The sequence below is a fragment of the Mycobacterium sp. NGS45 genome (assembly GCF_059812645.1).
In genome coordinates, this window is record NZ_JCALDB010000027.1 from 1 (window position 1) to 22,271 (window position 22,271).

A 22,271-nucleotide genomic window follows, 5' to 3' on the forward strand; every position below is an offset into this window, starting at 1 on the left:
GGCACTCGTGTCCTCTTGCGTGCCAGCGGCCTGGTGCCTCATCCTGTAGCGCACCGACCCGCAGTCGTGTCGCAGGTAGTTCACCGCCAGAGCACTCGCGGAGGGCAGATGGAGTCAGGGTCTGGGCGGGCGATCGGCCTCGCTCCCTTTCATTCTCGTGGTGCGCTGAAGGGCTTCGTGGTCTCTGGCCGGTGGCCGGATTCCACCAAGGAATGGGCGCAACTACTGATGGCTGCCGTACGGGTGGCCTCGCTGCCGGGATTGTTGTCCACCACGACCATCTTCGGGGTGCGCGAAGAGCTGCCCGAAGCACCCGAGCCCGGGACGGTCGGACTGGTCCTGGCCGAGGGCACCGTGGTCGGTGATGCCGCCATTGCGCCGGGCCATTTCGCCGACCACCAGCCGCCGGCGCTGCTGATGCTGCATCCACCGTCGGAAACCACGCCGTCGCTACCGGAATGCGTGGGCGCGGCGTCCGGGTGCGTGCTGCTGCCCGGACTGCCGCACCTTGGTCTCGAACATCGGGCGGCGTGGGTCGAAGCCGAGTCCGACGGCACCATCACGTCGATGGTCAGCCGGATCGGGGTGGATCCGATCAGTCACCCGGACACCGCGATCCTGGCGATGCTGCTGGCCGCCTGACCCTGGCTCAGTCGGCGGATCCGCGCTTGAGTTACCACGCGAAAGTCGGACAGGTGTCAAAAAGATAGCTTCAGTTGTTCGCTGACCGCTCCCGGATCTGGTCTCACGGGTCACCAAATTAGACAATTTTAAGCGTCTCCAGCAAACGCCGACTCCGGCATTTGCGCATGCACTGCCGGTTGCCCTGACGCTGCCGTATTCGGGGTCGAGCACGGCTCGATTTCGGCGCTGCCATGCAAGAACTTCCGTAAGTCGCGCAATGTTGTAGTGCTCATTGCCCCTTGAGCCGTGCCGAACTCACGCACCCGTCGCACAGTTCCGCTACGCACCCCCAGCCACGCTCGCGTCAATTTCCCAAAGGTTTGCACTTGGTTAACAGGAATAGAGTCGCTACGATGGTCAGCAAAGGAATCGGGGAAGAGCACTGAGAGAGCACTGAGTGCTGGTAGGTGGAGGTCGATACGATGAGTACAACGTTCGCTGCGCGATTGAATCGCCTGTTCGAAACGGTGTACCCCCCAGGGCGCGGCCCGCACACCTCGGCTGAGGTGATCGCCGCGCTGAAGTCCGAAGGTGTCACCATGTCGGCGCCGTACCTTTCGCAGCTCCGCTCGGGTAATCGCACCAACCCGTCGTCGGCGACGATGACGGCCCTGGCCAATTTCTTCCGCATCAAGCCGGCCTACTTCACCGACGACGAGTACTACGAGAAGCTCGATCGGGAACTGTCCTGGCTGGCCAACATGCGCGACGAAGGCGTCCGTCGGGTCGCCGCACGCACGGTCGGACTGTCCCCGGAAGCCCAGCAGGATCTGGTGCAAAAGGCCGAGGAGTTGCGTCGCCGCGAGCAGCTGCCCGACTAGTCTTCCGGCGCCTCGTCGAGATCCCGGTACTGCCGCGCGATCTCGATGATCCACTCCCGGTCCGAGTAGTCCTCGGGCTGGCGTAGCCACTCCGGGCCCGGGAAGGTTTCCGCGCCATCACGATCACCGCGCCCGTTGCGGATCCACTCGGCCACGGCTCGGGCCTGCGCACTGCCGGAGACCTCGGGTCGCTGCGCCGTCGCCGCACCGGAGCCCGGCCGTCGGTGCAGGGCCGCGCTGGCTTCCAGGTACAGCGCGTCGGAAATCAACGACAGCCGCTCAGCCACCCGATAGACGATCGGCCCGCGCGGCCGCACACCGATACCCAGGTCCGGCTGCCGACGTTGCAGCTCGGTCAGCAGCGGTTCGGTCAGGGCCAATTCCCGGCGTCCGGCGAACCAGTCCTCGATGGTGGGCAACAGCGACCCGGCGCCGATCACCGCCATCGCAACCCCCAACAGCACCAACGCCGAACTGACCGGAAGCAGTGCTGTGGTGCCGCTGGCCCGCAGCACGAAGTACGCGGTCGCCAGCAAGATCAGCAGCATGCCCAGGGTGAAGACGAACAGCGCCCGGCCGCGCCGGGTTCGATTCGAATGCCGCACCCCGGCCACCGAGACCACCGCCAAGGCCAGCGCGATGTAGAGCAGCGGCAGCAGCCACGGCAACGAGACGCTCGGCGAATCCAGATTGTTGGCCAGGTACTCGGCCGGCGCCACCTCCGGCTGGCGCGCGGCGCGGAAGAACAAGACCAACGTGATGATCGCAACCAGCGTCGCGATTGCGTACTGCGCCAACGCTATTCGACGCACCACCGGCTGCGGCCAGCGGGCGGCCACCGCCGTGATCATCACCGAACTACCCGCGGCGCACGCGATCAGCGCCACCTGGCTCAACGCCACCGACACGTTCGGCCAGCCCACGGCGTCGTCGATGAACAGCGTCAGCGGCGGCCAATTGAATGCGGCCACCAGCGCCAAGCTGCCCAGCGCAATGATCATCGCGGCACTGACCAAGGACTGCTTGTTGACCAATGCCCAGCCGATCCGGACGCCGGTGGCCAACGCCAGCAGCCCAGCGATCACCCAGACCGTCAACCAAACGCCTCGCCAAGCCGAACCTGAACGATCGACGACCGATCCGACGGCATCCGGCCCAGTCGGTAGATCAACAGCGCCGCGAAGTCCTCGGCCTCCTGCTCGACGTCCTCACCGCCCGGCCCCATGCACCCGCTGCGCTGATGCAGCATGTACTCGATCAACGAGTCGCCGGCCAGTTCGGTGGCCGCCCGCGCCACGTCGGCGATCGGGACGCCGTCATGGCCGAGCACCAGGTGCCCCAGCTCGTGGGCCAGGGTCCGCTCCCAGGTCGGCAGACCCTGCTGGATCAGGAACACGTCCCGGTCGGCGTACTGGCGCCACTGCCCGCACACACCGTCGGGCAGTTCCTCGGTGCTGACTTCGATCGGTCGCCCGCGGCTGACGCCGACGGCGTCGACCAGCCGGTGCAGCGTCACCTCGCCCCGGCGTGGCGCCAGGTCGACCACGTCTCCGACCGCGCGGGTCACCCGCCGACTGGTCGCCATCTCAACTCGCCGAACTCGGGCATCGCCCAGCGACGGCCACAACGCCCGTCATTGCAGGAACCTCGCGGTGCCGGCGGCGCGCACCGCCAGCCCGGCCCGTGCCTGCCGATAGCCGATCACGCTGCCGATGGCGGTCAGGATGGCCAGGCCCGCGACGCCGGTGAGCGCCAACCCGGCCAATTGCACCGGTTGCACGCTGCGCAGGTACTCCGGGTAGCCGGCCCGGAACGCCACCGGGGACACCGGTGTGCGGTCGACGTCGAGCGTCGGGGCGGCCGGCGCTTCGGCACGTACGGCCGGGCTCTGCGGTGTCTGCGGAGCGGGCGCACTCGGCGGAGCCACCGGTACGGCCGGCGGCGGGACCACCGGGACCGCGACGGGCGGCGGCACCGCCGGCACCGGCGCCGCGGGCGGCGGACTCAGCACGGCGGGCGCCTGCGGCGCAGCAGGTGCGACCGGCGTCTGCGGCGCAGCCGGCGCCGGGCGCAGGATCTGTGAAGTCTGCTTTCTGGGGACCAGGGTGGTCGCCGGCTGATTCCCGGGGGTGCTCACGGTCGGAGCGTTCGCGGTCTGCGGCGTGCCCGCCGGGGTGCTGCGGGGCGCCGGATTGATCCGGCGCGGTCCCACCGCGAATGACAGCGGAGCCAGGCCGGGGCGGCCACCGGCCATCGGCCCACCGCTGGTCTGGGCGCCGCCGCCGCCACGGACCTCGGTCGCGGCGGCCGGAGCATCGAGGGACCAGTTGCCGAACAACGGGACCGATCCGACCGCGTCGCCCAGGTCGAGGTGGACCTCGATACCCACCGACAGGTCGGTGGTCGCAGGGTCGGAAGTGTCCGACTGGTCGGTCTGGGCGGGCTGTGCTTCCTGGTCGCCGCGGCCCGGCTTGACCTGACCGCGGTTCACCTTGACCGAGCCGCTGGCCACGCCGTCGACGGCGTCGTCCCGCCGACGATCCGCCGCGGTCTGCTGCGTGGTCGCGCCCTTGACCACAGTTCGTGGCCGGACCCGGTCGGCCGGCCCGGTTCGGCCGTCCCTGCCGTTGCGGAAGGCGTCACCTGCGCCGACCCGGTCGGCACCGAACGACGCGCGCGGCCCGCCCGAGACCGGGCGGTCCTTGTTCTTGTCGTGTCGGTCGTCGCCGAACAGCCGGTCCAGGATTGGGAGGGCGTCGGCGGTGGCGATGCCGAACCCGCCGGAACCGCCTGCGAGCAGACCACACGCCAGCACGCTGCCGATGACCGCGCTTCGCAGCCGTGAGGTCTCCACCGTCTCTCCGCGCTCTCGTATCGTGGTCTGTTCCCGCGGGCGTGACGTCGCCGTCACCCTCGGTCATTGTCGCATATTCGCAGGTGGGGAATTTCGGTCATTGGGCCAACCGCTAGGGTTGACCCACCGCTGGTGGAGGTACCCCGCCACGAGCGGATCCGCGACGACGCACTGCCAGCGACGACATCGGAAGGCGGCCAGGCATGGGCCTGTTCAGCAAGCGAAAGAGCCGAGCGACGCGCCGCGCCGAGGCGAAGGCACTCAAGGCCAAGGCCCGGTTGGAGGCCAAGCTCGAGGCCAAGAACGAGGTGCGCCGAATCAAGGCCACGGCCCGTTCGGAGAACAAGGCCCTCAAAGCTCAGCTCCGAGCCCAGCGCAAGTCCGACCAGGCCGCGCTCAAGATCGCCCAAGCCGAGTTGAAGGCCGCCCAGGAGGGCAAGCTGTTCTCCCCGACGCGGGTTCGGCGCACGCTGACGGTCGCGCGGCTGCTGGCGCCGGTGCTGGTCCCGATCGTGTATCGCGGCGCGACGGCGGTGCGCGGCCTGCTCGACGAGCGGCGCGCCGAGCGCCTCGGCGTGCCGTTGAGTCAGCTCGGTCAGTTCTCCGGGCCCTCCGGCGAGCTATCGGCTCGGATCTCGGGGGCCGAACGTTCGCTGCGCACGGTGGCCGAGAAGAACCCGAAGGACGCCGAGACCAAACAGTTCGTGGCGGCCATCAACGCGCGGCTGACCGACCTCGCGGCGGCCATCGGCACCGCCGAGGCGATGCCCGCCGGCCGTCGGCGAGCGGCCCAGACCGCCATCTCGGATCAGCTCGACGGGATCGAGGCCGATCTGCTGGCCCGGCTCGGGGTGCTCTGACGCAGCCTCGGGCCGAAAAAGGCCCAAGAACTTCTCACCCTCCCACCTCAACCGCAGGCTCAATCAGCGGCTACGAACCAAACGGTCAGCACTTACCAGCCGAATTCGCCGGCCCGGCCACTGTGTAGACGAGTAATATCTACGCATATGGCTACGCAAACCACGACCATCCGCGTCCCGGTCGAGACACGCGACCGCCTCAACGCACAAGCCCGACACCGGGGCATCTCCATCACCGCCCTCATCAACGAATGGGCCGCCCGCGAAGAACGCGAAGCCGCCTTCGCCGCCGAACGCGCCGCCACCCGCGCCGAATCCACCAGCCCCGACGCCCTCGCCGAGGACAACGACTGGGCCGAAACGGACACCGATGGCATCGACTAAAACTCCACGCCGCGGCGAACTGTGGCTCGTCGCACTCGGCGCCGGCCGACCAGGAGAACCCGCCAAACACCGCCCCGCCGTCGTCGCCTCAGCCGACGACCTCCTCACCGGCGAGCCCACCGAACTCATCGTCGTAGTACCAGTGTCAAGCTCTCGCACACCAACACCGCTGCGACCCACGATCACCCCAGAACAAGGCGTCGAAACCAACAGCGTCGCAGTCTGCCGCGCCGTACGCGCCATCAGCCGAGCCCGACTCCTCCAGCACCTCGGAACACTCGACGACCAGACCATGACCCAGATCGAGAAATCCCTGGCACTCATCCTCGAAACCAACTGACCAGCACCAAAGAAGACCACAGCATCCGGCCCAGTGCAGCCCAGCTGGCATGATGGCAAGCACTGCCGGCGAACGATCTCAACTGCAAAGGAGCAGCCCCATGGCCGACCAGCAGGACCTGCCCGACCGCGCGGAGCCCGCTCCGCCGCCGGCACCGGCCGCCGAGCCTGCCGCCGAGAAACCGCCCGCCGCGCCAGCTGCGGCTGATCCGGCAGCGGCCCAGGCAGAACCGGCCCAGGCAGAACCGGCCAAGAAGGCCGCCGCCAAGAAAGCACCCGCAAAGAAGGCGCCGGCCAAGGCCGCCAAGAAGGCCCCGGCCAAGAAAGCACCGGCCAAGAAGGCGCCCGCCAAGAGCGCTCCGGCGAAGGCCACCCCAGATACCCCGGCCGAGCCGGCCGCCAAACCCGCAGCTGCTCCCAGCCCGGCGCCGCTGTCCGCGTCCAACGGTCCGGCTGCTCCGTCCGAAGCCGCCAAGGAAGTCGCCGCGCAGGCCAAGTCGACGGTGCAGACGGCCAGCGACGCGGCGCGCCGGCCCGCCCCGGTTCCGGTCGACGGCGTCGGCCGCTCGCCGGTGCCGTTCATCGTTGCGCTCGCGGTGAGTGTGCTGGCGGTGCTGCTGGTGCGCCGCCTGCGCCGGCAAGCTGACGAAGACTGAACGACGCGGTATCCGCAACGACAGAACGCACCCGGAACCCGGGTGCGTTCTGTCGTTCCGGACCTGACCGCCGCTAGGCCGTCACGGCTGCCCGGTGCCTGCTGAAGTGCAGGGCCGGGTCGTCGATCGGACGGCGCCGCAGCGAATCCATGTCCAACAGGTAGTTGTGCCGGATCTGCCAGGGCCCACGCGATCCTCGGCGCGGCAGCAGATGCATCGACCGAGCGAAGTAGCCCGAGGACATGTCGGTGAACGGCAGCCGTTCCACGTCGTCGCCGGGGGTCTGCGGTTCGACCACGTCGTAGCCGTGCGCGTCCATGTAGTTCAGCAGTCGGCAGACGTACTCCGAGACCAGGTCGGCCTTCAGCGTCCAGGACGCGTTGACGTAGCCGAAGGTGAAGGCAGCGTTGGGTAGCCCCTCGAGCATCAGTGCCCGGTAGGCCAACCGTTGACCCGGATCGACGGTCTCGCCGTTGCGGCTGACCGTGGCGCCGCCGAAGAGCTGCAGCTGCAGCCCGGTGGCCGTGATGATGATGTCGGCTTCCAACTCTTCTCCGGAGCTGAGCTTGATGCCGGTGGCGGTGAACCGCTCGATGGTGTCGGTGACGACGTCGGCCTTGCCGGCCCGGATGGTCTTGAACAGATCTCCGTTGGGCGCCAGGCACAGCCGCTCGTCCCACGGGTTGTAGCTGGGCCCGAAATGCTTCTCGACGTCGTAGCCCTCCGGCAGCCGATGCTTGGCCATGGTCAGCAGGGTCTTGCGCATGTAGCCGGGGAACCACCGCGACAGTTGGTATTGCGCGGTGCTGAACGTGATGGCCTTGATCCGGTTGACGATGTGCGCGAGTTTGTCCGGTAGCCATTTGTTGGCCCGCTTGGCCACCGGGTCGATCAGCGGCAGCGCACCGACGTAGGTCGGCGAGCGCTGCAGCATCGTCACGTGCCCGGCGCCGGTGTTGGCCAGCGCGGGGATCAGCGTCACCGCGGTGGCACCGCTGCCGATCACGACGATCTTCTTGCCGGCGTAGTCGAGGTCTTCGGGCCAGTGCTGCGGGTGGATCAGCGTGCCCTGGAAATCGGCCACCCCGGGGAATTCCGGGGTGTAGCCCTCGTCGTAGTTGTAGTAGCCGCTGCAGGCGAAGGCGAAGCCCGCGTGGACCTGCTCGGTTTCGCCGTCCCGTTCGATCGTGATGGTCCACTGGTTGTCGGTGTCCGACCAGTCCGCGGCGGTCACCTTGGTGCCGTAGCGGATGTGCTTGTCGATGCCGTTCTCGACGGCGGCTTCCTTGATATAGGCCTTGATCTCGGCGCCGTCGGCGATGCCCTTGGCCGAGCGCCACGGCTTGAACCGGAAGCCCAGAGTGAACATGTCGGAGTCCGATCGGATACCGGGGTACTTGAACAGGTCCCAGGTACCGCCGAGGTCGTCCCGGCGCTCCAGGATCACGAAGGTCTTGTCCGGGCACCGCTGCTGCAGATGCCAGGCCGCGCTGATGCCGGAGATCCCGGCTCCGATGATCACGACATCGAAGAATTCGGTCATGACGCGAGAGTATCAACGCACTGTCGATGTGGTCAACAGTATGTTGAGTAAACTCGACACCGTGTAAACTCGGCGGCGTGGCAACCATGGACACCTCCCGTCCCAGCCGGGGCAGACGCACCACCCGCCCCTCCGGCGACGACCGAGAACAGGCCATCCTCGCCACCGCGCACAAGCTGCTCGAGCACAAGTCGTTTGCCGAGATCTCGGTCGATGACCTGGCCAAGGGCGCGGGCATCTCACGGCCGACGTTCTACTTCTACTTCGCCTCCAAGGAAGCCGTCCTGCTCTCGCTGCTCGACCCGCTGATCCAGCGGGCCAACTCCGGCTTCGCCGGGGTCAGCGCATTGCCCGCCGATCCGCGGCGCGCCTTCCGGGACGGCATCAACACCTTCTTCACCGCGTTCGCCGCGCATCCCACGTTGGCGCGGGCCGGCGCGCAGGCCTTGACCACCAACGCCGAGGTGCGCCAGTCCTGGTCGGCGTTCATGCAGCAGTGGATCGACCTGACCACCGCGCTGATCGAAGCCGAGCGGCAACGCGGCGCCGCGCCGCACACCATCCCTGCCGCCGATCTGGCGGTGGCGCTGAACCAGATGAACGAGCGCGCGATGATCGCGGCGCTGGCCGGCGAGCGGCCGGCGGTCCGCACCGCCGACATGGTGGACACCCTGACCCACATCTGGATGACCAGCATCTACGGCGAATCGCCCTAGCCGGATAAAGAAGTGTGGCGGTTCCGCGACGGCGGGTAGCTGGCGGTCGGTGAACCTGCAGCTAGCTGCATTTCGCCTGCCGGGTAATGCATCCCGGTGCGCGCCCGGCGCCGGAATGATCGCTTGCGGGCGTCATCGGCGCTGCCCATAATCTGTCGGTGAACAAAATTCGGGGGATCGTCGCGGCGTTGGCCGCGACCGCCATGACATTTGCCATTTCGATTTCCACGCCGATCGCGCCGTTCGCGCAGGCCGACCCGGCTGAACCCGCCGCGCCGACCGGGCAGGGCCCGCACATCACCGGCATTGAGCACGTCACCGACCGGTGGGACAAGGTTTCGGTGTATTCGCCGGCGATGAACAAAGTGATCGTCAACGACGTGTTCAAGGCGCCGCGCAGCGGTGCGCCCACCTTCTACCTGCTGCCCGGTATCGACGGCGGCGACAACCTGGACCCGGGTGGCCACTGGGCGCCGGGCACCAAGAGTTGGTTCGGAATGACCGATGTTCAGGGCTTTTTCGCCAACAAGAACGTCAACGTGGTTTCCCCGCTGGGCGGCCAGTTCAGCTGGTACACAAATTGGGTCAACGATCCCAGCAAGCAGTACCAGACCTACATGACCTCCGAACTGCCGCCGCTGATCGACGCGCAGTACAACACCAACGGACGGAACGCGGTCGGCGGTTTGTCCAGCACCGGCGGCACCGCGGTCGACTACGCGGTCCAGGCGCCGGGCCGCTACCGGGCCGTGGCGTCCTACAGCGGTTTGCTCACCCCCGCCGACGACGCCCAGCAGGTGGGCCTGACGCTGATGGGCGGCGGCGTGAGCGCCGACAACATGTGGGGCCCGCAGGGTGGCCCGCTGTGGATTGCGCACGACCCGTCGAAGAACGTCGAAAAGCTGCGCGGGGTCGCGATTTACGCTGCGGCGTCGGCCAGCGGCAACGTCGGCGAGGTGGACCGGCTGCCCGAAGGGTTCGGACCCAACTTCACCGGCGGTTTGATCGAGCGGATCGTCGCCGAAAGCACCCGCCGGTTCGCCGACGCGGCCAACGCCGCAGGTGTGCCGGTCACCTACGTGGTGCGTCCGGACGGCTCGCACACCTGGGGTCTGTTCGAATCCGAGATGCAGGAGTCCTGGAACACCACCGTCGGGCCGGCGCTCGGCGTGGCCTGACCGGTTCCGGCCCGGTGGCCGCCCGGTTCAGAACTGGGCGGCCACGAAACCGGCCAGCAGCACCGCGAAGCCACCGACCTCACCGATGATCAGGGCGGCCATCCCGACGTGCAGGAACGCGTCGGGATGGCTGAACTGGTTGGTGGTGTCCCGTTTGGCCCCGTGCAGGATGTAGCTGGCAATAGCGACCACGAAGAAGAACACCAGCACGCCGGCCGCGCCCAGGTTCACCGCCGTCGGCCACGCGCTGAGCTCGACGAAGACCGCTGCCAGCAAGGTGGCGAAGGAGTACAGCAGCGCCGCCCGGTGCGCGATGTCGACGTACGGGTGCGCCAGGTGGTTCTCGTTGACGGCCATCTGCCGGTACTTCCAGATCCCCAGGATCAGGGCGAGCAGGAAAATCAGCCCGGCGGCCAGCAGCGTCAGCCGGGTGTCGAGTCCGAGATCGAGGGCCATAGCCGGGCAGTGTAGCCACCGGCGGTGGCCGCCCCGACCGGCAGCGCGTCGGTCAGCCGGCCGCCCAACTCAGCAGTCGCTCGACCGGCCAGGTGTTGACGATCCGCTCGGTGGGCACCCCGTTGTCCAGCGCGCGTTGCGCGCCGTAACCGAGGAAGTCCAGCTGGCCGGGTGCGTGCGCATCGGTGTCGATCGCGAAATCGCAGCCGATCTGCAGCGCCAGCTCGATCAGCCGGGACGGCGGATCCCGGCGTTCCGGGCGGGAGTTGATCTCCACCGCGGTGCCGTGGTCACGGCAGGCGGTGAACACCTTCTCGGCGTCGAACTCCGATTCCGGCCGCATCCCGCGCCCGCCGGTGACCAGCCGGCCGGTGCAGTGACCGAGCACCGAGACGTTGTGGTCGGAGACCGCGCGCACCATCCGGCGCGTCATCGCCGCAGCGTCCATCCTGAGCTTGGAGTGCACGCTGACCACGACGACGTCGAGCCGGTCCAGCAGTTCGGGTTCCTGGTCCAGGCTGCCGTCGTCGAGGATGTCGACTTCGATGCCGGTCAGGATCCGCATCGGTGCGAACTGCTCGCGCAGTTCGTCGATCACGTCCAGCTGGCGCCGGAGTCGTTCGGCAGACAAACCGTTGGCGATCTTCAGCCGGGGCGAGTGGTCGGTCAGCGCACAGTATTCGTGGCCCAGGGCTCGCGCGGTGGCCATCATCTCCTCGATCGGCGCCGAACCGTCCGACCAGTTGGAATGCAGGTGCAGGTCGCCGCGCAGTGCCGCCCGGATCGTGCCGCCGCCGAGATCCTTTGCCGCCGCTCGTAATTCAGCCAGCGTGTCGGGAACTCGACCGGCGCAGGCCTGGGCGATCACTTTTGCGGTCTTCGGTCCGATCCCGGGCAGGGTCTGCCAGCTGCCGGCCGCGGCGTGCCGGCCGCGTTCGTCGTCGCTGAGCGCGTCGACGACGTCGGCGGCGTTGCGGTAGGCCATCACCCGCCGGCTGTCCTCGCGCGCGCGATCTTTGTAGTAGGCGATCTGCCGAAGCGCCTCGACCGGGTCCATGTTTCCAGTGTGGACCAGTGCGCGCGCGGCTGGTCTAGAGCGACCGAACCGTAGGTCCCGGCATGGGCCAGACCCTGCGCACCGCGGAATGCGCGGCGGGGGCCTCGACGTCGTGGCCGCCTGCCGCGCCGCGCGTGTACGGGAACACCAGGCCGATCGCGATGCCCTCACGGTGTTCGACGGTCAGCTCGATGCCGTCCTGGCCCCGGTCCGGCAGCCGCACGTCGACGGCCACCGCGACGGCCCGCAGGGTGTGCTTGACCTGCACTACGGCATCCCACTGCGCGGCCAGCTGCGCGGCCCCGTCCAGGTCGGTGTCGTCGGAAAAGTTCGCCGCGACGACCTGTTTGGCGCCGTCGAGGCTGACCGCCAACGCGAACGGCACGAACCCGCCCTGGTCGTCGAGCTGGCGGACGGCGAAGTCGACCGCAGCGCCAGTCAGATCATCCAAGTCGTCCTGCGCCTCTTGGCTCACCGCATCACGCCAACCGGCCACGCCTCGCCTCCTCGAATTTCGCGTCGCAGCCCACTCTAGGGGCCGACTACTCTGACTGCGGACACCAGTTGCAAGGAGCAACCCGATGACGCCTGACGGGAACGTGGTGCGCGCGCATTTGGGCGATCTGCTGCGCGCCAGCCAATGCGCCCAACACGCCTATGCCGAGAGCGACGGCAAGCGCCGGCAGATCAACACGCAGGTGGCGGGTATGCGCACGTCGTGGACCGGGCCGGCCGCTTCGTCGTTTCTGTCGAAGTGGGAAGAGATCGATGACGAGTGTGCCGAGATGCTCGCGGATCTGAGATTCATCGGCGCAGCGCTGTCCAGCAGCGTGAAGGTCTACGCCGAGTTGATCGGCGAGCATGTGGAAGCGCTGACTGCCATCCCGAACCGAAATCTGTGAAACATGGCGCGCCGCACCGTCAATGAACCGGCCCTGGCCGATATGGCCGACGAATTGCAGCGGTTCGCCGTCGTGATGCAGCAATGCCTCCAAGACGCCGAGGCCGAACTGCGCGGTTTGCATCGCAGCTGGGGCGGCGTCGCCTATGCGGCGTTCGCGCAGCGCTTGGTGTATTGGAAGGAATGGGCCGAGGAACTCGGCGAGGAAGCCGGCCGCATGCAGCGCAACGCGCACATCACCCACCGCAACTACTCGCACAACAATGAGGTGAACACGGCGATGTGGGGTGGCGCCTGAGCAGCGCCGAGCCCATCCGAGGCAATTGGTCAGTCGAGGATCGCTGCGGTCTGTTCGTCGTAGACCACGCCGCCGGATGCCGCCGCGAGAGCACGGGCAAAGCTTTGCGCGGTGCCGAACTGGTCGGGATCACTGCCCTCCACCACCAGCTGCCAGGCCACCGCCGGACGCGGCTGGGTGCCGGCAACGGCATCCGGTAGCTCCGCGGAATCGACGTCGTCGGGTCCGAAGACGGTGAACGAGTATCCGCCGTCGCTAAGGACTTTGACTTCGTCGCCGCACGCATCGTCGAGTTCGAGGTCAGCCATCGATGCGACCAGGGTGGTGAGTTCGCCGACATCGAGCCTGCGGGTGCCGTAGACGCTCAGGTCGTAGGACATCGAACCTGCGCCGCCGGGCCGGAGGTGCGCTGCCGGGTCATGCCCGCAGCCTACTGTTGTTGTGGTGCGCTTCGCTTTCAAGACTTCACCGCAGAACACCACCTGGGCCGAGATGTTGGCGGTCTGGCAGGCCGCCGACGACGTCGGCGGAACGCCGGAGGAGTTCGCCCGCAAGCGCGACGTGCTGGCCGCGCACTGCGCGGACCTGGGTCGCGACCCCGCCGCGCTCGGCGCCGAGCGGCTCGACTTGGCGATCAGCTATTTGCCGCAGCCCTACGACCCGGCCGTGCTGGAGCCACTGGCCGAGGCGAACCGGGATTCCGGATTGCGCGATGGTTGACGACGGTTTCGAAGACCTGGCCCGGCAGTGGCAACAGGTCCGGGCCAACGCCGACGATCTGCACCGGCAGATCCGACAGCTCGCCGACAGCCATTACGTCGCCGCGGACGCGGCCGGAATGGTCGAGGTCACCCTCAACGGCAATGGCCGGCTGATCGGGTTGCGCCTCGACGACCGGCTGTGCGCCCTCGATGCCCGCGAAGCCGCTCACCGGATCAACGAGGTGCTCTGGGCTGCCCAGGAGCTGGTCGACGAGACGTATGCCGGCGCCGAACCGGAACTCGAGGCGCAGGCCGAACAGTTCATCGCGCGGTTCAAGGCCGAACACCACCTCGACTGAGGACCGGACTTTCGGTGCGTCGCTGCCCGCGACTTCGCCGTTAGGGTTTGAACCAGCCATCCACGACTCGGGGAACCTCGCATGACAGACGTCGATCCGGAGCTTTACTACGACACCGCCGCGGCCTACAAAGGAGACAGCGACGGTGCCGGGAACGCCCTGGGCACGCTCGGCGGTGCGTTGCAGACGGCGAACGCCGCTGGCAGTCACGGGGTGGGTCCGCAGTGGGCCACCGCGTATGACACCACCTCGGATCAGGCCGCACGGGTCGCCCAGCGGATGGTCAACGCACTGCATAACATCGGCAACCTGCTGCAGCAGACCGGCATCAACCACGACCAAACCGAACAGGCGTCGGACCTCAATCGGCGCGACGCCGACGGCGACCCGGTCACACCCGTCGGCGAGACCGAGGGCACCTATCTCGCCGGTACCCCAGACCTGCCGTCGGCCGCCGGTGGCACCACCCCGGAGCCGACCGGTTGGCATTGGGTGGCCGAGAAGGTCACCGACGGCTGGCCCAATGGCAATCCGGACACGCTGCGAGCCGCGGGTGCCGCTTGGCAGGCGTTCGGTCTCCGGCTGGTCGAAGTGAACGACGCCGCCGGCCCCGAAGAAATCAACCTGCTGATGAATGTCGACACCGCCGAGATTGCCTCGGTGGCGGCGAAGATGAATACAGCGCGGTCGATCGGCGTCGACGTCGCCGCGGCTGCCGGCGATCTGTCCCGGGCGTGCACGGATTACGGCAACAAGCTCGACCAGGTGCAGGGTTTCATGCGCACCACCTTGATGGAACTCAACCTGCTCATGGTGTTCGGCGGGTTGGGCCGGTTTGGCCGGCTCGCCAAGATCATCAACAAGTTCCACATCGAGCTGGCCGCCTCGCACTGCAACAACCTCAACGAGGGGCTGCGCACCGAGGCCACTCGCACCATCAAAGACCTGGGCGTGGCGCAGACCTCCTTGGCCAAGGCCTTGACCAGCGCCGACACCCTGCTGGCCCTCACGCCGCGGAAGGTGGCGCCGACCCCCCGGGAGCGTCTGGCGGAGAATCGGCGCAAGGGCATGGCGGCCGAGCAGCGGTCCGGGATCCAAAGCCAGCAGAAGACCCGGATCTATCCCTACGCCAACGACCAGAACGCCACGCCGAAGCAGCGCGAGAAGTACCGGATTCCCGACGTACTCGACCCGACCACCAAGACGCTGACCGAGATCAAGAACGTACAGCGACTGAGCGCCACCAGCCAGCTGCGCGATATGGCCAAGTGGGCGCAGGAGAACGGATACACCATGGTGATCGTCACTGATGTCGACCGCACCCAGGGCGCCGACGGCGTCGAGCAGAGACTCGAGGAACGCTATCCCGGCCTCGATGTCGTGATCAGACCCGAGGCACTGTCATGACGTCGGCCGCATCGCCCGAACAGCGGATGCGGGCCGACCTGGAGGCGGCCGGCATTTCGGAGGAATCCCTTGCCGCACTGCTGAATTCCCGCACCGACTATCCGCAGGCCGTGCCACTGATGGTGGATTGGCTCGAGCACCTCGACGAACGGGTGCCCGCCGCGGACAACCGGGATGGTTGGCGGGCTGCGTTGCTGCGCAACCTGATCACCAAGCACGCCCGCGGTGACCAACGCGCGTTCGACGTCGTACTGGCCCAGTTCCAGCTGGATCCACCGCTGACCAATCACGAACTCGAGGCCGCCACCCTGGCGCTGGTCGAGATCGGCACCGCCGCGCACGTCGAGGCCGTCGGCGAGCTGCTCGACCAACTCGGAACCAGCCCGCGCCGTTGGCATTTGGTGAAATGGCTGGGCAAGTTCAAATCGCCGGCAGCCATCGCGCTGTCCGAGCGGCTACTTCGCGATCCGGATGCGGCGGTGCGCTATCAGGCCGTGCAGGCGCTGGCCCGGCAGCGGGCGCGGGGGGTGCGGGAGCAGGTCACGGCGTTGCTCGATGATCCGGACCCGGACGTTGGGGCAGCGGCCCGACAGGCGTTGACCAAACTCCCCGCCGCAGACGGCTGACGCAGCAAATTGCGCGGGCGTCAGGCGCCCGAGACCGGCCGGCCGTTCGGATCCGCTCAGATGCCGTAGTGCAGCAACTCGGCCCGGGTTACCAGGCGCTCGTGCTTGGCGGGGAACTCGCGGCTCTTGACCGGATGACGGAACAGGGACCACGCGATTCTGCCCACCCGCGTGCGAGTCAGTGACGTTGTGTGCACCGCTACCACTCCTGCGCTCGGAAATAAGCTGGACCCAGGGGCCCTACCATATCGGAGCGCCCGCTGTCTGCCATTAGAACGCCGGCTTCTGGCAAACTGGCCGAGGCGCGCCGAGAATAAATAAGATGATTTTATTGAGACAGGTGTGACTGGTGTGACTGAAACGTCAGCGCTGCGGGGCCGCGGTCGGCTTGATCGGCGCCGGTAGCGCCGTCTCGCCCACCAGGTAGCGGTCCACGCCGGCGGCCGCGGCCCGGCCTTCGGCGATCGCCCACACGATCAGCGACTGCCCCCGGCCCATGTCACCGGCCACGAAAACGCCCGGAACCGAGGTCTGGAAGTCGTCGTCGCGCGCCACGTTGCCGCGCTCGGTCAACTCCACACCCAACTCGGTGAGCAGGCCTTCGCGTTCGGGACCGACGAAGCCCATCGCAAGCAGCACCAGGTCGGCCTCCAGTTCGAAGTCGGAGCCTTCGATCCGCTCGAACTTGCCGGCCTTCATCTCGACCTCGTGCAGTTTGAGCGCACGCACCCGGCCGTTCTCGTCACCGAGGAACTCCTCGGTGTTCACCGAGAACACCCGCTCGCCGCCCTCCTCGTGTGCCGAGGACACCCGGAACATCAGCGGATAGGTCGGCCAGGGAGTCGACTCCGCGCGGGTGGCCGGGGGTCGCGGCATGATCTCGAGCTGGTGCACGCTGGCCGCGCCTTGCCGGTGTGAGGTGCCCAGGCAGTCGGCTCCGGTGTCACCGCCGCCGATGATGACGACCTTCTTGCCCTTGGCCGTGATCGGCGGCTGGCCGTTCTCGTCGAGCACGTCGTCACCGAGCTGCACCCGGTTGGCCCAGGGCAGGAACTCCATGGCCTGGTGGATCCCGTCGAGTTGACGTCCGGGCACTGGCAGGTCCCGCCAGGCGGTGGCCCCACCGGCCAGCAACACCGCGTCGAAGTCTTCGCGCAACTGCTCGACGGTGACGTCGACGCCGACGTTGACGTTGGTGCGGAACTCGGTGCCCTCGGCGCTCATCTGGTCCAGACGACGGTCGATGAAGTGCTTCTCCATCTTGAATTCCGGGATTCCGTAACGCAGCAACCCGCCGATCCGGTCCGCGCGTTCGAAGACCGTGACGTGATGTCCGGCCCGGGTCAGCTGCTGGGCGGCCGCCAGACCTGCGGGGCCCGAGCCCACCACGGCGACCTTCTTGCCGGTGACCACGTCCGGTGGCAGCGGCACCACCCAGCCCTCGTCGAACGCGTTCTCGATGAGCTCGACCTCGACCTGCTTGATGGTCACGGCAGGCTGGTTGATACCCAGCACGCAGGACGCTTCACACGGCGCCGGGCACAGCCGGCCGGTGAACTCCGGGAAGTTGTTGGTGGCGTGCAGCCGCTCGATGCCTTCCCGCCACTGACCGCGGAAGACCAGGTCGTTCCATTCCGGGATCAAGTTACCCAACGGGCAACCGTTGTGGCAGAACGGAATACCGCAGTCCATGCAGCGCGATGCCTGCACCTGCAGGGTGTCGTGGCTGAAGTCTTCGTAGACTTCCTTCCAGTCCTGCAGTCGCAGCGGGACCGGCCTGCGCTCGGGCAGTTCGCGTTCGGTGTGCTTGAGGAAGCCGCTTGGATCACCCACGAGCGGCCGCCATGATCGCTTCGTTGACGTCCGCGCCGGCCGCCTCGGCCTCTGCCACCGCCGCCAGCACGCGTTTGTAGTCGCGCGGCATCACCTTGACAAAGTTCGCCTGCTGCGCCGGCCAGTCGGACAGAATGCGCTGTCCCACCGCCGAATCCGTTGCATCGACGTGTGCAGTGATCATCTCGTGCAGCCAATCCACATCGTTGGCGTCGGCCAGGCTCTCCAGCTCGACCATTTCCTTGTTGAGGTTGCCCTCCAGCGCCCGGTCCGGGTCGTAGACGAAGGCGACTCCGCCGGACATCCCCGCAGCGAAGTTGCGTCCGGTCCCGCCCAGGATGACCACCCGGCCGCCGGTCATGTACTCGCAGCCATGATCACCGACACCTTCGACCACCGCGTGCGCACCGGAGTTACGCACCGCGAACCGCTCGCCGACCACGCCGCGCAGGAACGCCTGGCCGCTGGTGGCGCCGAACAGGATCACGTTTCCGCCGATGATGTTGTCCTCGGCGACGTAGTCGGCCGGTGCCCCATCCGAGGGCCGCACCACGATGCGCCCGCCGGACAGACCCTTGCCGACGTAGTCGTTGGCATCGCCGTAGACCCGCAGCGTGATGCCCTTGGGCACGAAGGCGCCGAAGCTGTTGCCGGCCGAACCCTCGAAGGTGATGTCGATGGTGCCGTCCGGAAGTCCTTGCCCGCCATAGGCCTTGGTGACCTCGTGACCGAGCATGGTGCCGACCGTGCGGTTGACGTTCGCGATGCTGGTGCGCAACCGCACCGGCGTGCCATGGTCCAGGGCCTCCCGGCACTGCAAGATCAGCTGCTGGTCCAGCGCCTTCTCCAAGCCGTGGTCCTGACCCGACGTGCAGTACAGGTTCTGGTTCATGAACGCCGATTCGGGCTCGTGCAGCACCGGCGACAGGTCCAGCTTGTAGGCCTTCCAGTGCTCGGCAGCCCGCGTGGTGTCCAGCGCATTGACCTGACCGACCATCTCGTTGACGGTGCGGAAACCCAACTGCGCCATGAGTTCGCGAACCTCTTCGGCGATGAACAGGAAGAAGTTCTCCACGAATTCCGGCTTACCGGTGAACCGTTCCCGCAACACCGGGTTCTGGGTGGCCACGCCCACCGGGCAGGTGTCCAGGTGGCAGACCCGCATCATGATGCAGCCGGACACCACCAGCGGCGCGGTGGCGAAACCGAATTCCTCGGCGCCCAGCAAGGCCGCGACCACCACGTCGCGCCCGGTCTTGAGCTGGCCGTCGACCTGCACCACGATCCGGTCGCGCAGTCCGTTGAGCAGCAGCGTCTGCTGAGTCTCGGCCAGGCCGAGCTCCCACGGCGCCCCGGCGTGCTTCTGCGAGGTCAGCGGGGTGGCACCGGTGCCGCCGTCGTGCCCGGAGATCAGCACCACGTCGGCGTGCGCCTTGGAGACCCCCGCGGCCACCGTGCCGACACCGTTCTCCGACACCAGCTTGACGTGGATCCGCGCGCCCGGGTTGGCGTTCTTCAGATCGTGGATCAGCTGCGCCAGGTCCTCGATCGAGTAGATGTCGTGGTGCGGCGGCGGCGAGATCAAACCCACCCCCGGCGTGGAGTGCCGCACCTCGGCCACCCACGGGTAGACCTTGTGGCCGGGCAGCTGCCCACCCTCGCCGGGCTTGGCGCCCTGGGCCATCTTGATCTGGATGTCGGTGCAGTTGGTCAGGTAATGGCTGGTGACACCGAACCGCGCGGAAGCCACCTGCTTGATCGCGCTCCGCCGCCAGTCGCCGTTGGCGTCCGGCTCGAAGCGGTCGGCGTCCTCGCCGCCCTCACCCGAGTTCGAGCGTCCGCCAAGGCGATTCATCGCGATCGCGAGCGTCTCGTGGGCTTCGGCCGAGATCGAGCCGTAGCTCATCGCGCCGGTCGAGAAGCGTTTGACGATCTCGCTGGCCGGCTCGACCTCGTCGAGCGGAACCGGTTCGCGGACGTCGTCGCGGAACTTCAGCAGACCGCGCAGCGAGGCCATCCGCTCGCTCTGGTCGTCGACCAGGCGGGTGTACTCCTTGAACACCGAGTACTGGCCGGTGCGCGTCGAGTGCTGCAACTTGAACACGGTGTCCGGGTTGAACAGGTGGTACTCACCTTCGCGACGCCACTGGTACTCACCGCCCACCTCGAGTTCCCGGTGGGCGCGCTCGTCGGGCCGCTCCAGATAGGCCAGCTGATGCCGCGCCGCGACGTCGGCGGCGATGTCGTCGAGATCGATACCCCCGGTGGCGCAATGCAATCCGGTGAAGTACTCGTCGAGCACCCGCTGGTTGATGCCGACCGCCTGGAACAGCTGGGCGCCGGTGTAGGAGGCCAGGGTCGAGATGCCCATCTTGGACATCACCTTGAGCACGCCCTTGCCGGCCGCCTTGACGTAGTTCGCCTTGGCCTCGTCACTGGTCAAACCGGTGATGAAGCCGCGGTCGATCATGTCCTCGATCGACTCGAAGGCCATGTACGGGTTGATCCCGGCCGCGCCGAAGCCGCACAGCATCGCCATGTGGTGCACCTCGCGGGCGTCACCGGTCTCGACCACCAGACCGACCTGGGTGCGGGTGCGTTCCCGGACCAGGTGGTGGTGCACCGCCGAGGTGCTCAGCAGCGACGGGATCGGCGCCAGCCACTCGTTGGATTCGCGGTCGGACAGCACGATGATGCGCGCGCCGTTGCGGATCGCCTGCGAGACCCGGGAGCGCACATCCTCGAGTGCGCGGCGCAGGCCCGGGCCGCCGTCGGCGACCGGGTACAGGCACGGGATGACCGCGGCCCGCATGCCGTGCTTGCGGCCCCGGATCTCGTGGTCGGGGTCCACGTTGATCAGCTTGGCCAGCTCAGCGTTACGCAGGATCGGCTGGGGCAGCACGATCTGGCGACACGAACTCTCGTCCGGGTTGAGCAGGTCACCCTCGGGCCCCACACAGCCCTGCAGGCTGGTGACGATCTCTTCGCGAATGGCGTCCAGCGGCGGGTTGGTCACCTGGGCGAACAGTTGCTGGAAGTAGTCGTAGAGCATGCGTGGCCGCTGCGAGAGCACCGCGATCGGAGTGTCGGTGCCCATCGAACCCAGGGCCTCCGCGCCGGTCCGCGCCATCGGCGCCACCAGCAAGTTCAACTCCTCGTAGGTGTAGCCGAAGATCTGCTGGCGGGCGACCACCCGGTGGTGCGGCATCTTGACGTAGTTGCCCTCGGGCAACTCCGAGAGCTGGAACAGACCTGCGTCGAGCCACTCCTGGTAGGGGTGCTCGGCGGCCAGTTCGGCCTTGATCTCCTCGTCCGAGACGATGCGGCCCTGGGCGGTGTCGACCAGGAACATCCGGCCGGGCCGCAGCCGCAGCCGCTGCACCACCTTGGCCGGGTCGATGTCCAGGACGCCGGCCTCCGAAGCCATCACCACCAGGCCGTCGTCGGTGACCCAGATCCGGGAGGGCCGCAGACCGTTGCGGTCCAGTACTGCGCCGACAACGGTGCCGTCGGTGAAGCACACCGACGCCGGGCCGTCCCACGGCTCCATCAGCGAGTCATGGAACTCGTAGAAGGCACGCCGCGCCGGGTCCATGTCGGTGTTGCGTTCCCAGGCCTCCGGAATCATCATCAGCACCGCGTGCGCGATCGAGCGTCCACCCAGGTGCAGCAGTTCGAGTACCTCGTCGAACCGGGCGGTGTCCGAGGCGCCCGGGGTGCACACCGGGAAGATCTTGTTCAGATCGTTGTGGTAGCCGAATACATCGGTGTGGATCAGCGCTTCGCGGGCCCGCATCCAGTTCTCGTTGCCGGTGACGGTGTTGATCTCACCGTTGTGCGCCACCCGCCGGAACGGGTGCGCGAGCGGCCACGACGGGAAGGTGTTGGTGGAGAACCGGGAATGCACGATGCCCAGTGCACTCTCCAGCCGCTCGTCCTGCAGGTCCAGGTAGAACGCCCGCAGCTGCGGCGTGGTGAGCATGCCCTTGTACACCAGGGTCTCACCGGAAAGGCTTGGGAAGTAGACGGTTTCGCGTCCGGGACCGTCCTGGCCGGGGCCCTTGGTGCCGAGCTCGTGCTCGGCGCGCTTGCGGACCACGTAGGCCCGGCGCTCCAACGCCATGCCGTCGGCACCGCCGATGAAGATCTGCCGGAAGGTCGGCATGGCGTCGCGGGCGAGCGCACCCAGCGAGGTTTCGTCGGTGGGCACATCGCGCCAGCCGAGCAGCTCGAGTCCTTCGGCCTCGACGATCTTTTCCAGTGCCGCGCAGGCCGCCGCGGCGTCCCTGGACGACTGCGGCAGGAACGCGATGCCGGTGGCGTAGTGGCCCGGCTCGGGGAGCTCGAAGTCGACGACCGCGCGCAGGAACTTGTCCGGGACCTGGATCAGGATCCCCGCGCCGTCGCCCGTGTTCGGCTCGGCGCCTTGCGCTCCGCGGTGCTCCAGGTTGACCAGCGCGGTAATGGCCTTGTCCACGATGTCGCGGCTGCGCCGGCCGTGCATGTCCACGACCATCGCCACGCCACATGAATCGTGCTCGTTAGCGGGGTTGTACAGCCCGCTGGGCGCTCTTCCCACCGGAAAACCCACCTGACCC

24 protein-coding genes are annotated in these 22,271 nt (G+C 67.7%); 14 read left to right on the plus strand and 10 right to left on the minus strand.

From position 1 onward, the window contains the following. The first annotated feature begins 108 nt into the window (after positions 1-108). Entirely contained in the window at positions 109-642 is a 534-nt protein-coding gene (locus tag AC5Y3P_RS19980) for a peptidase (protein ID WP_500047676.1), read from the plus strand. 464 nt (positions 643-1,106) lie between these two features. After that, positions 1,107-1,505: a transcriptional regulator gene (locus tag AC5Y3P_RS19985; RefSeq protein WP_500047677.1), complete on the plus strand. Its 399-nt coding sequence runs from the start codon at positions 1,107-1,109 to the stop codon at positions 1,503-1,505. Here AC5Y3P_RS19985 and AC5Y3P_RS19990 read toward each other — a convergent pair. The 3 genes from AC5Y3P_RS19990 to AC5Y3P_RS20000 are packed head-to-tail and all read right to left on the minus strand — an operon-like array spanning position 1,502 to position 4,359. Beyond that, positions 1,502-2,602 carry a hypothetical protein gene (locus AC5Y3P_RS19990; RefSeq protein WP_500047678.1) on the minus strand — a complete coding sequence of 367 codons (1,101 nt, stop codon included), beginning with the start codon at positions 2,600-2,602 and terminating at the stop codon, positions 1,502-1,504. The two genes, AC5Y3P_RS19985 and AC5Y3P_RS19990, sit on opposite strands and share 4 nt — an antisense overlap. After that, positions 2,599-3,090, minus strand: coding sequence for an ImmA/IrrE family metallo-endopeptidase (locus AC5Y3P_RS19995; RefSeq protein ID WP_500047679.1), 492 nt, complete (start codon positions 3,088-3,090; stop codon positions 2,599-2,601). Before AC5Y3P_RS19995 ends, AC5Y3P_RS19990 begins: the two co-directional genes overlap by 4 nt. A 48-nt stretch (positions 3,091-3,138) precedes the next feature. After that, entirely contained in the window at positions 3,139-4,359 is a 1,221-nt protein-coding gene (locus AC5Y3P_RS20000) for a hypothetical protein (RefSeq protein ID WP_500047680.1), read from the minus strand. A 203-nt stretch (positions 4,360-4,562) separates the two neighbouring features. On the opposite strand from AC5Y3P_RS20000, the gene AC5Y3P_RS20005 reads away from it, so the two are divergent. The 4 genes from AC5Y3P_RS20005 (at position 4,563) to AC5Y3P_RS20020 (ending at position 6,598) form a co-directional block, all read left to right on the plus strand. Beyond that, a complete protein-coding gene (locus AC5Y3P_RS20005; RefSeq protein WP_500047681.1) occupies positions 4,563-5,219 on the plus strand; it encodes a DUF6474 family protein in 657 nt (218 codons plus the stop codon). A gap of 147 nt (positions 5,220-5,366) precedes the next feature. After that, on the plus strand, positions 5,367-5,603 hold the full coding sequence (locus AC5Y3P_RS20010) for a type II toxin-antitoxin system antitoxin MazE7 (RefSeq protein ID WP_500047682.1): 237 nt from the start codon (positions 5,367-5,369) through the stop codon (positions 5,601-5,603). Continuing rightward, positions 5,590-5,943, plus strand: a complete 354-nt coding sequence (locus tag AC5Y3P_RS20015; protein ID WP_500047683.1) for a type II toxin-antitoxin system PemK/MazF family toxin — start codon at positions 5,590-5,592, stop codon at positions 5,941-5,943. The genes AC5Y3P_RS20010 and AC5Y3P_RS20015 overlap by 14 nt, the downstream gene beginning before the upstream one ends. A 100-nt stretch (positions 5,944-6,043) precedes the next feature. Continuing rightward, positions 6,044-6,598, plus strand: coding sequence for a hypothetical protein (locus tag AC5Y3P_RS20020; protein ID WP_500047684.1), 555 nt, complete (start codon positions 6,044-6,046; stop codon positions 6,596-6,598). A gap of 73 nt (positions 6,599-6,671) precedes the next feature. On the opposite strand, the gene AC5Y3P_RS20025 is transcribed toward AC5Y3P_RS20020, so the two are convergent. Further along, the gene (locus tag AC5Y3P_RS20025) at positions 6,672-8,141 is read right to left on the minus strand and encodes a flavin-containing monooxygenase (protein ID WP_500047685.1); all 1,470 of its coding nucleotides are present in this window, start codon (positions 8,139-8,141) and stop codon (positions 6,672-6,674) included. A gap of 86 nt (positions 8,142-8,227) precedes the next feature. Between AC5Y3P_RS20025 and AC5Y3P_RS20030 the strand changes: the two genes are divergently transcribed. Continuing rightward, positions 8,228-8,857, plus strand: a complete 630-nt coding sequence (locus AC5Y3P_RS20030) for a TetR/AcrR family transcriptional regulator (RefSeq protein WP_500047722.1) — start codon at positions 8,228-8,230, stop codon at positions 8,855-8,857. Positions 8,858-9,015: 158 nt separating this feature from the next. Further along, positions 9,016-10,035, plus strand: a complete 1,020-nt coding sequence (locus tag AC5Y3P_RS20035) for an alpha/beta hydrolase (protein ID WP_500047686.1) — start codon at positions 9,016-9,018, stop codon at positions 10,033-10,035. A gap of 27 nt (positions 10,036-10,062) precedes the next feature. On the opposite strand, the gene AC5Y3P_RS20040 is transcribed toward AC5Y3P_RS20035, so the two are convergent. From AC5Y3P_RS20040 to AC5Y3P_RS20050, 3 genes are read right to left on the minus strand one after another with little or no spacing between them, the layout of a single operon-like run. Continuing rightward, positions 10,063-10,491, minus strand: a complete 429-nt coding sequence (locus tag AC5Y3P_RS20040; RefSeq protein WP_500047687.1) for a hypothetical protein — start codon at positions 10,489-10,491, stop codon at positions 10,063-10,065. Between the two features lie 52 nt (positions 10,492-10,543). Beyond that, entirely contained in the window at positions 10,544-11,548 is a 1,005-nt protein-coding gene (locus AC5Y3P_RS20045; protein ID WP_500047688.1) for a PHP domain-containing protein, read from the minus strand. Positions 11,549-11,582: 34 nt separating this feature from the next. After that, entirely contained in the window at positions 11,583-12,044 is a 462-nt protein-coding gene (locus tag AC5Y3P_RS20050; protein WP_500047689.1) for a hypothetical protein, read from the minus strand. 85 nt (positions 12,045-12,129) lie between these two features. Here AC5Y3P_RS20050 and AC5Y3P_RS20055 point away from each other — a divergent pair, with 85 nt between their 5' ends. After that, a complete protein-coding gene (locus AC5Y3P_RS20055; protein ID WP_500047690.1) occupies positions 12,130-12,450 on the plus strand; it encodes a WXG100 family type VII secretion target in 321 nt (106 codons plus the stop codon). Between the two features lie 3 nt (positions 12,451-12,453). Then, complete coding sequence (locus AC5Y3P_RS20060) at positions 12,454-12,747, plus strand: WXG100 family type VII secretion target (RefSeq protein WP_500047691.1); 294 nt, start codon at positions 12,454-12,456, stop codon at positions 12,745-12,747. A 29-nt stretch (positions 12,748-12,776) separates the two neighbouring features. Here AC5Y3P_RS20060 and AC5Y3P_RS20065 read toward each other — a convergent pair whose 3' ends face one another. Next, positions 12,777-13,127, minus strand: coding sequence for a hypothetical protein (locus AC5Y3P_RS20065; protein ID WP_500047692.1), 351 nt, complete (start codon positions 13,125-13,127; stop codon positions 12,777-12,779). A gap of 64 nt (positions 13,128-13,191) precedes the next feature. On the opposite strand from AC5Y3P_RS20065, the gene AC5Y3P_RS20070 reads away from it, so the two are divergent. From AC5Y3P_RS20070 to AC5Y3P_RS20085, 4 genes are all read left to right on the plus strand, one after another. Beyond that, positions 13,192-13,467, plus strand: coding sequence for a hypothetical protein (locus AC5Y3P_RS20070; protein WP_500047693.1), 276 nt, complete (start codon positions 13,192-13,194; stop codon positions 13,465-13,467). Then, a complete protein-coding gene (locus AC5Y3P_RS20075; RefSeq protein WP_500047694.1) occupies positions 13,460-13,807 on the plus strand; it encodes a YbaB/EbfC family nucleoid-associated protein in 348 nt (115 codons plus the stop codon). Before AC5Y3P_RS20070 ends, AC5Y3P_RS20075 begins: the two co-directional genes overlap by 8 nt. 81 nt (positions 13,808-13,888) lie before the next feature. Continuing rightward, positions 13,889-15,214, plus strand: a complete 1,326-nt coding sequence (locus AC5Y3P_RS20080; protein WP_500047695.1) for a putative toxin — start codon at positions 13,889-13,891, stop codon at positions 15,212-15,214. Then, positions 15,211-15,840, plus strand: coding sequence for a HEAT repeat domain-containing protein (locus AC5Y3P_RS20085; RefSeq protein WP_500047696.1), 630 nt, complete (start codon positions 15,211-15,213; stop codon positions 15,838-15,840). The genes AC5Y3P_RS20080 and AC5Y3P_RS20085 overlap by 4 nt, the downstream gene beginning before the upstream one ends. A 363-nt stretch (positions 15,841-16,203) precedes the next feature. Here the strand turns inward: AC5Y3P_RS20085 and AC5Y3P_RS20090 are convergent, their stop codons facing one another. Together AC5Y3P_RS20090 and gltB are read right to left on the minus strand one after the other, a co-directional pair. Next, complete coding sequence (locus AC5Y3P_RS20090) at positions 16,204-17,673, minus strand: glutamate synthase subunit beta (RefSeq protein ID WP_500047697.1); 1,470 nt, start codon at positions 17,671-17,673, stop codon at positions 16,204-16,206. Continuing rightward, entirely contained in the window at positions 17,666-22,252 is a 4,587-nt protein-coding gene (gltB, locus tag AC5Y3P_RS20095) for a glutamate synthase large subunit (protein ID WP_500047698.1), read from the minus strand. The genes AC5Y3P_RS20090 and gltB overlap by 8 nt, the downstream gene beginning before the upstream one ends. Between the last annotated feature and the right edge of the window lie 19 nt (positions 22,253-22,271).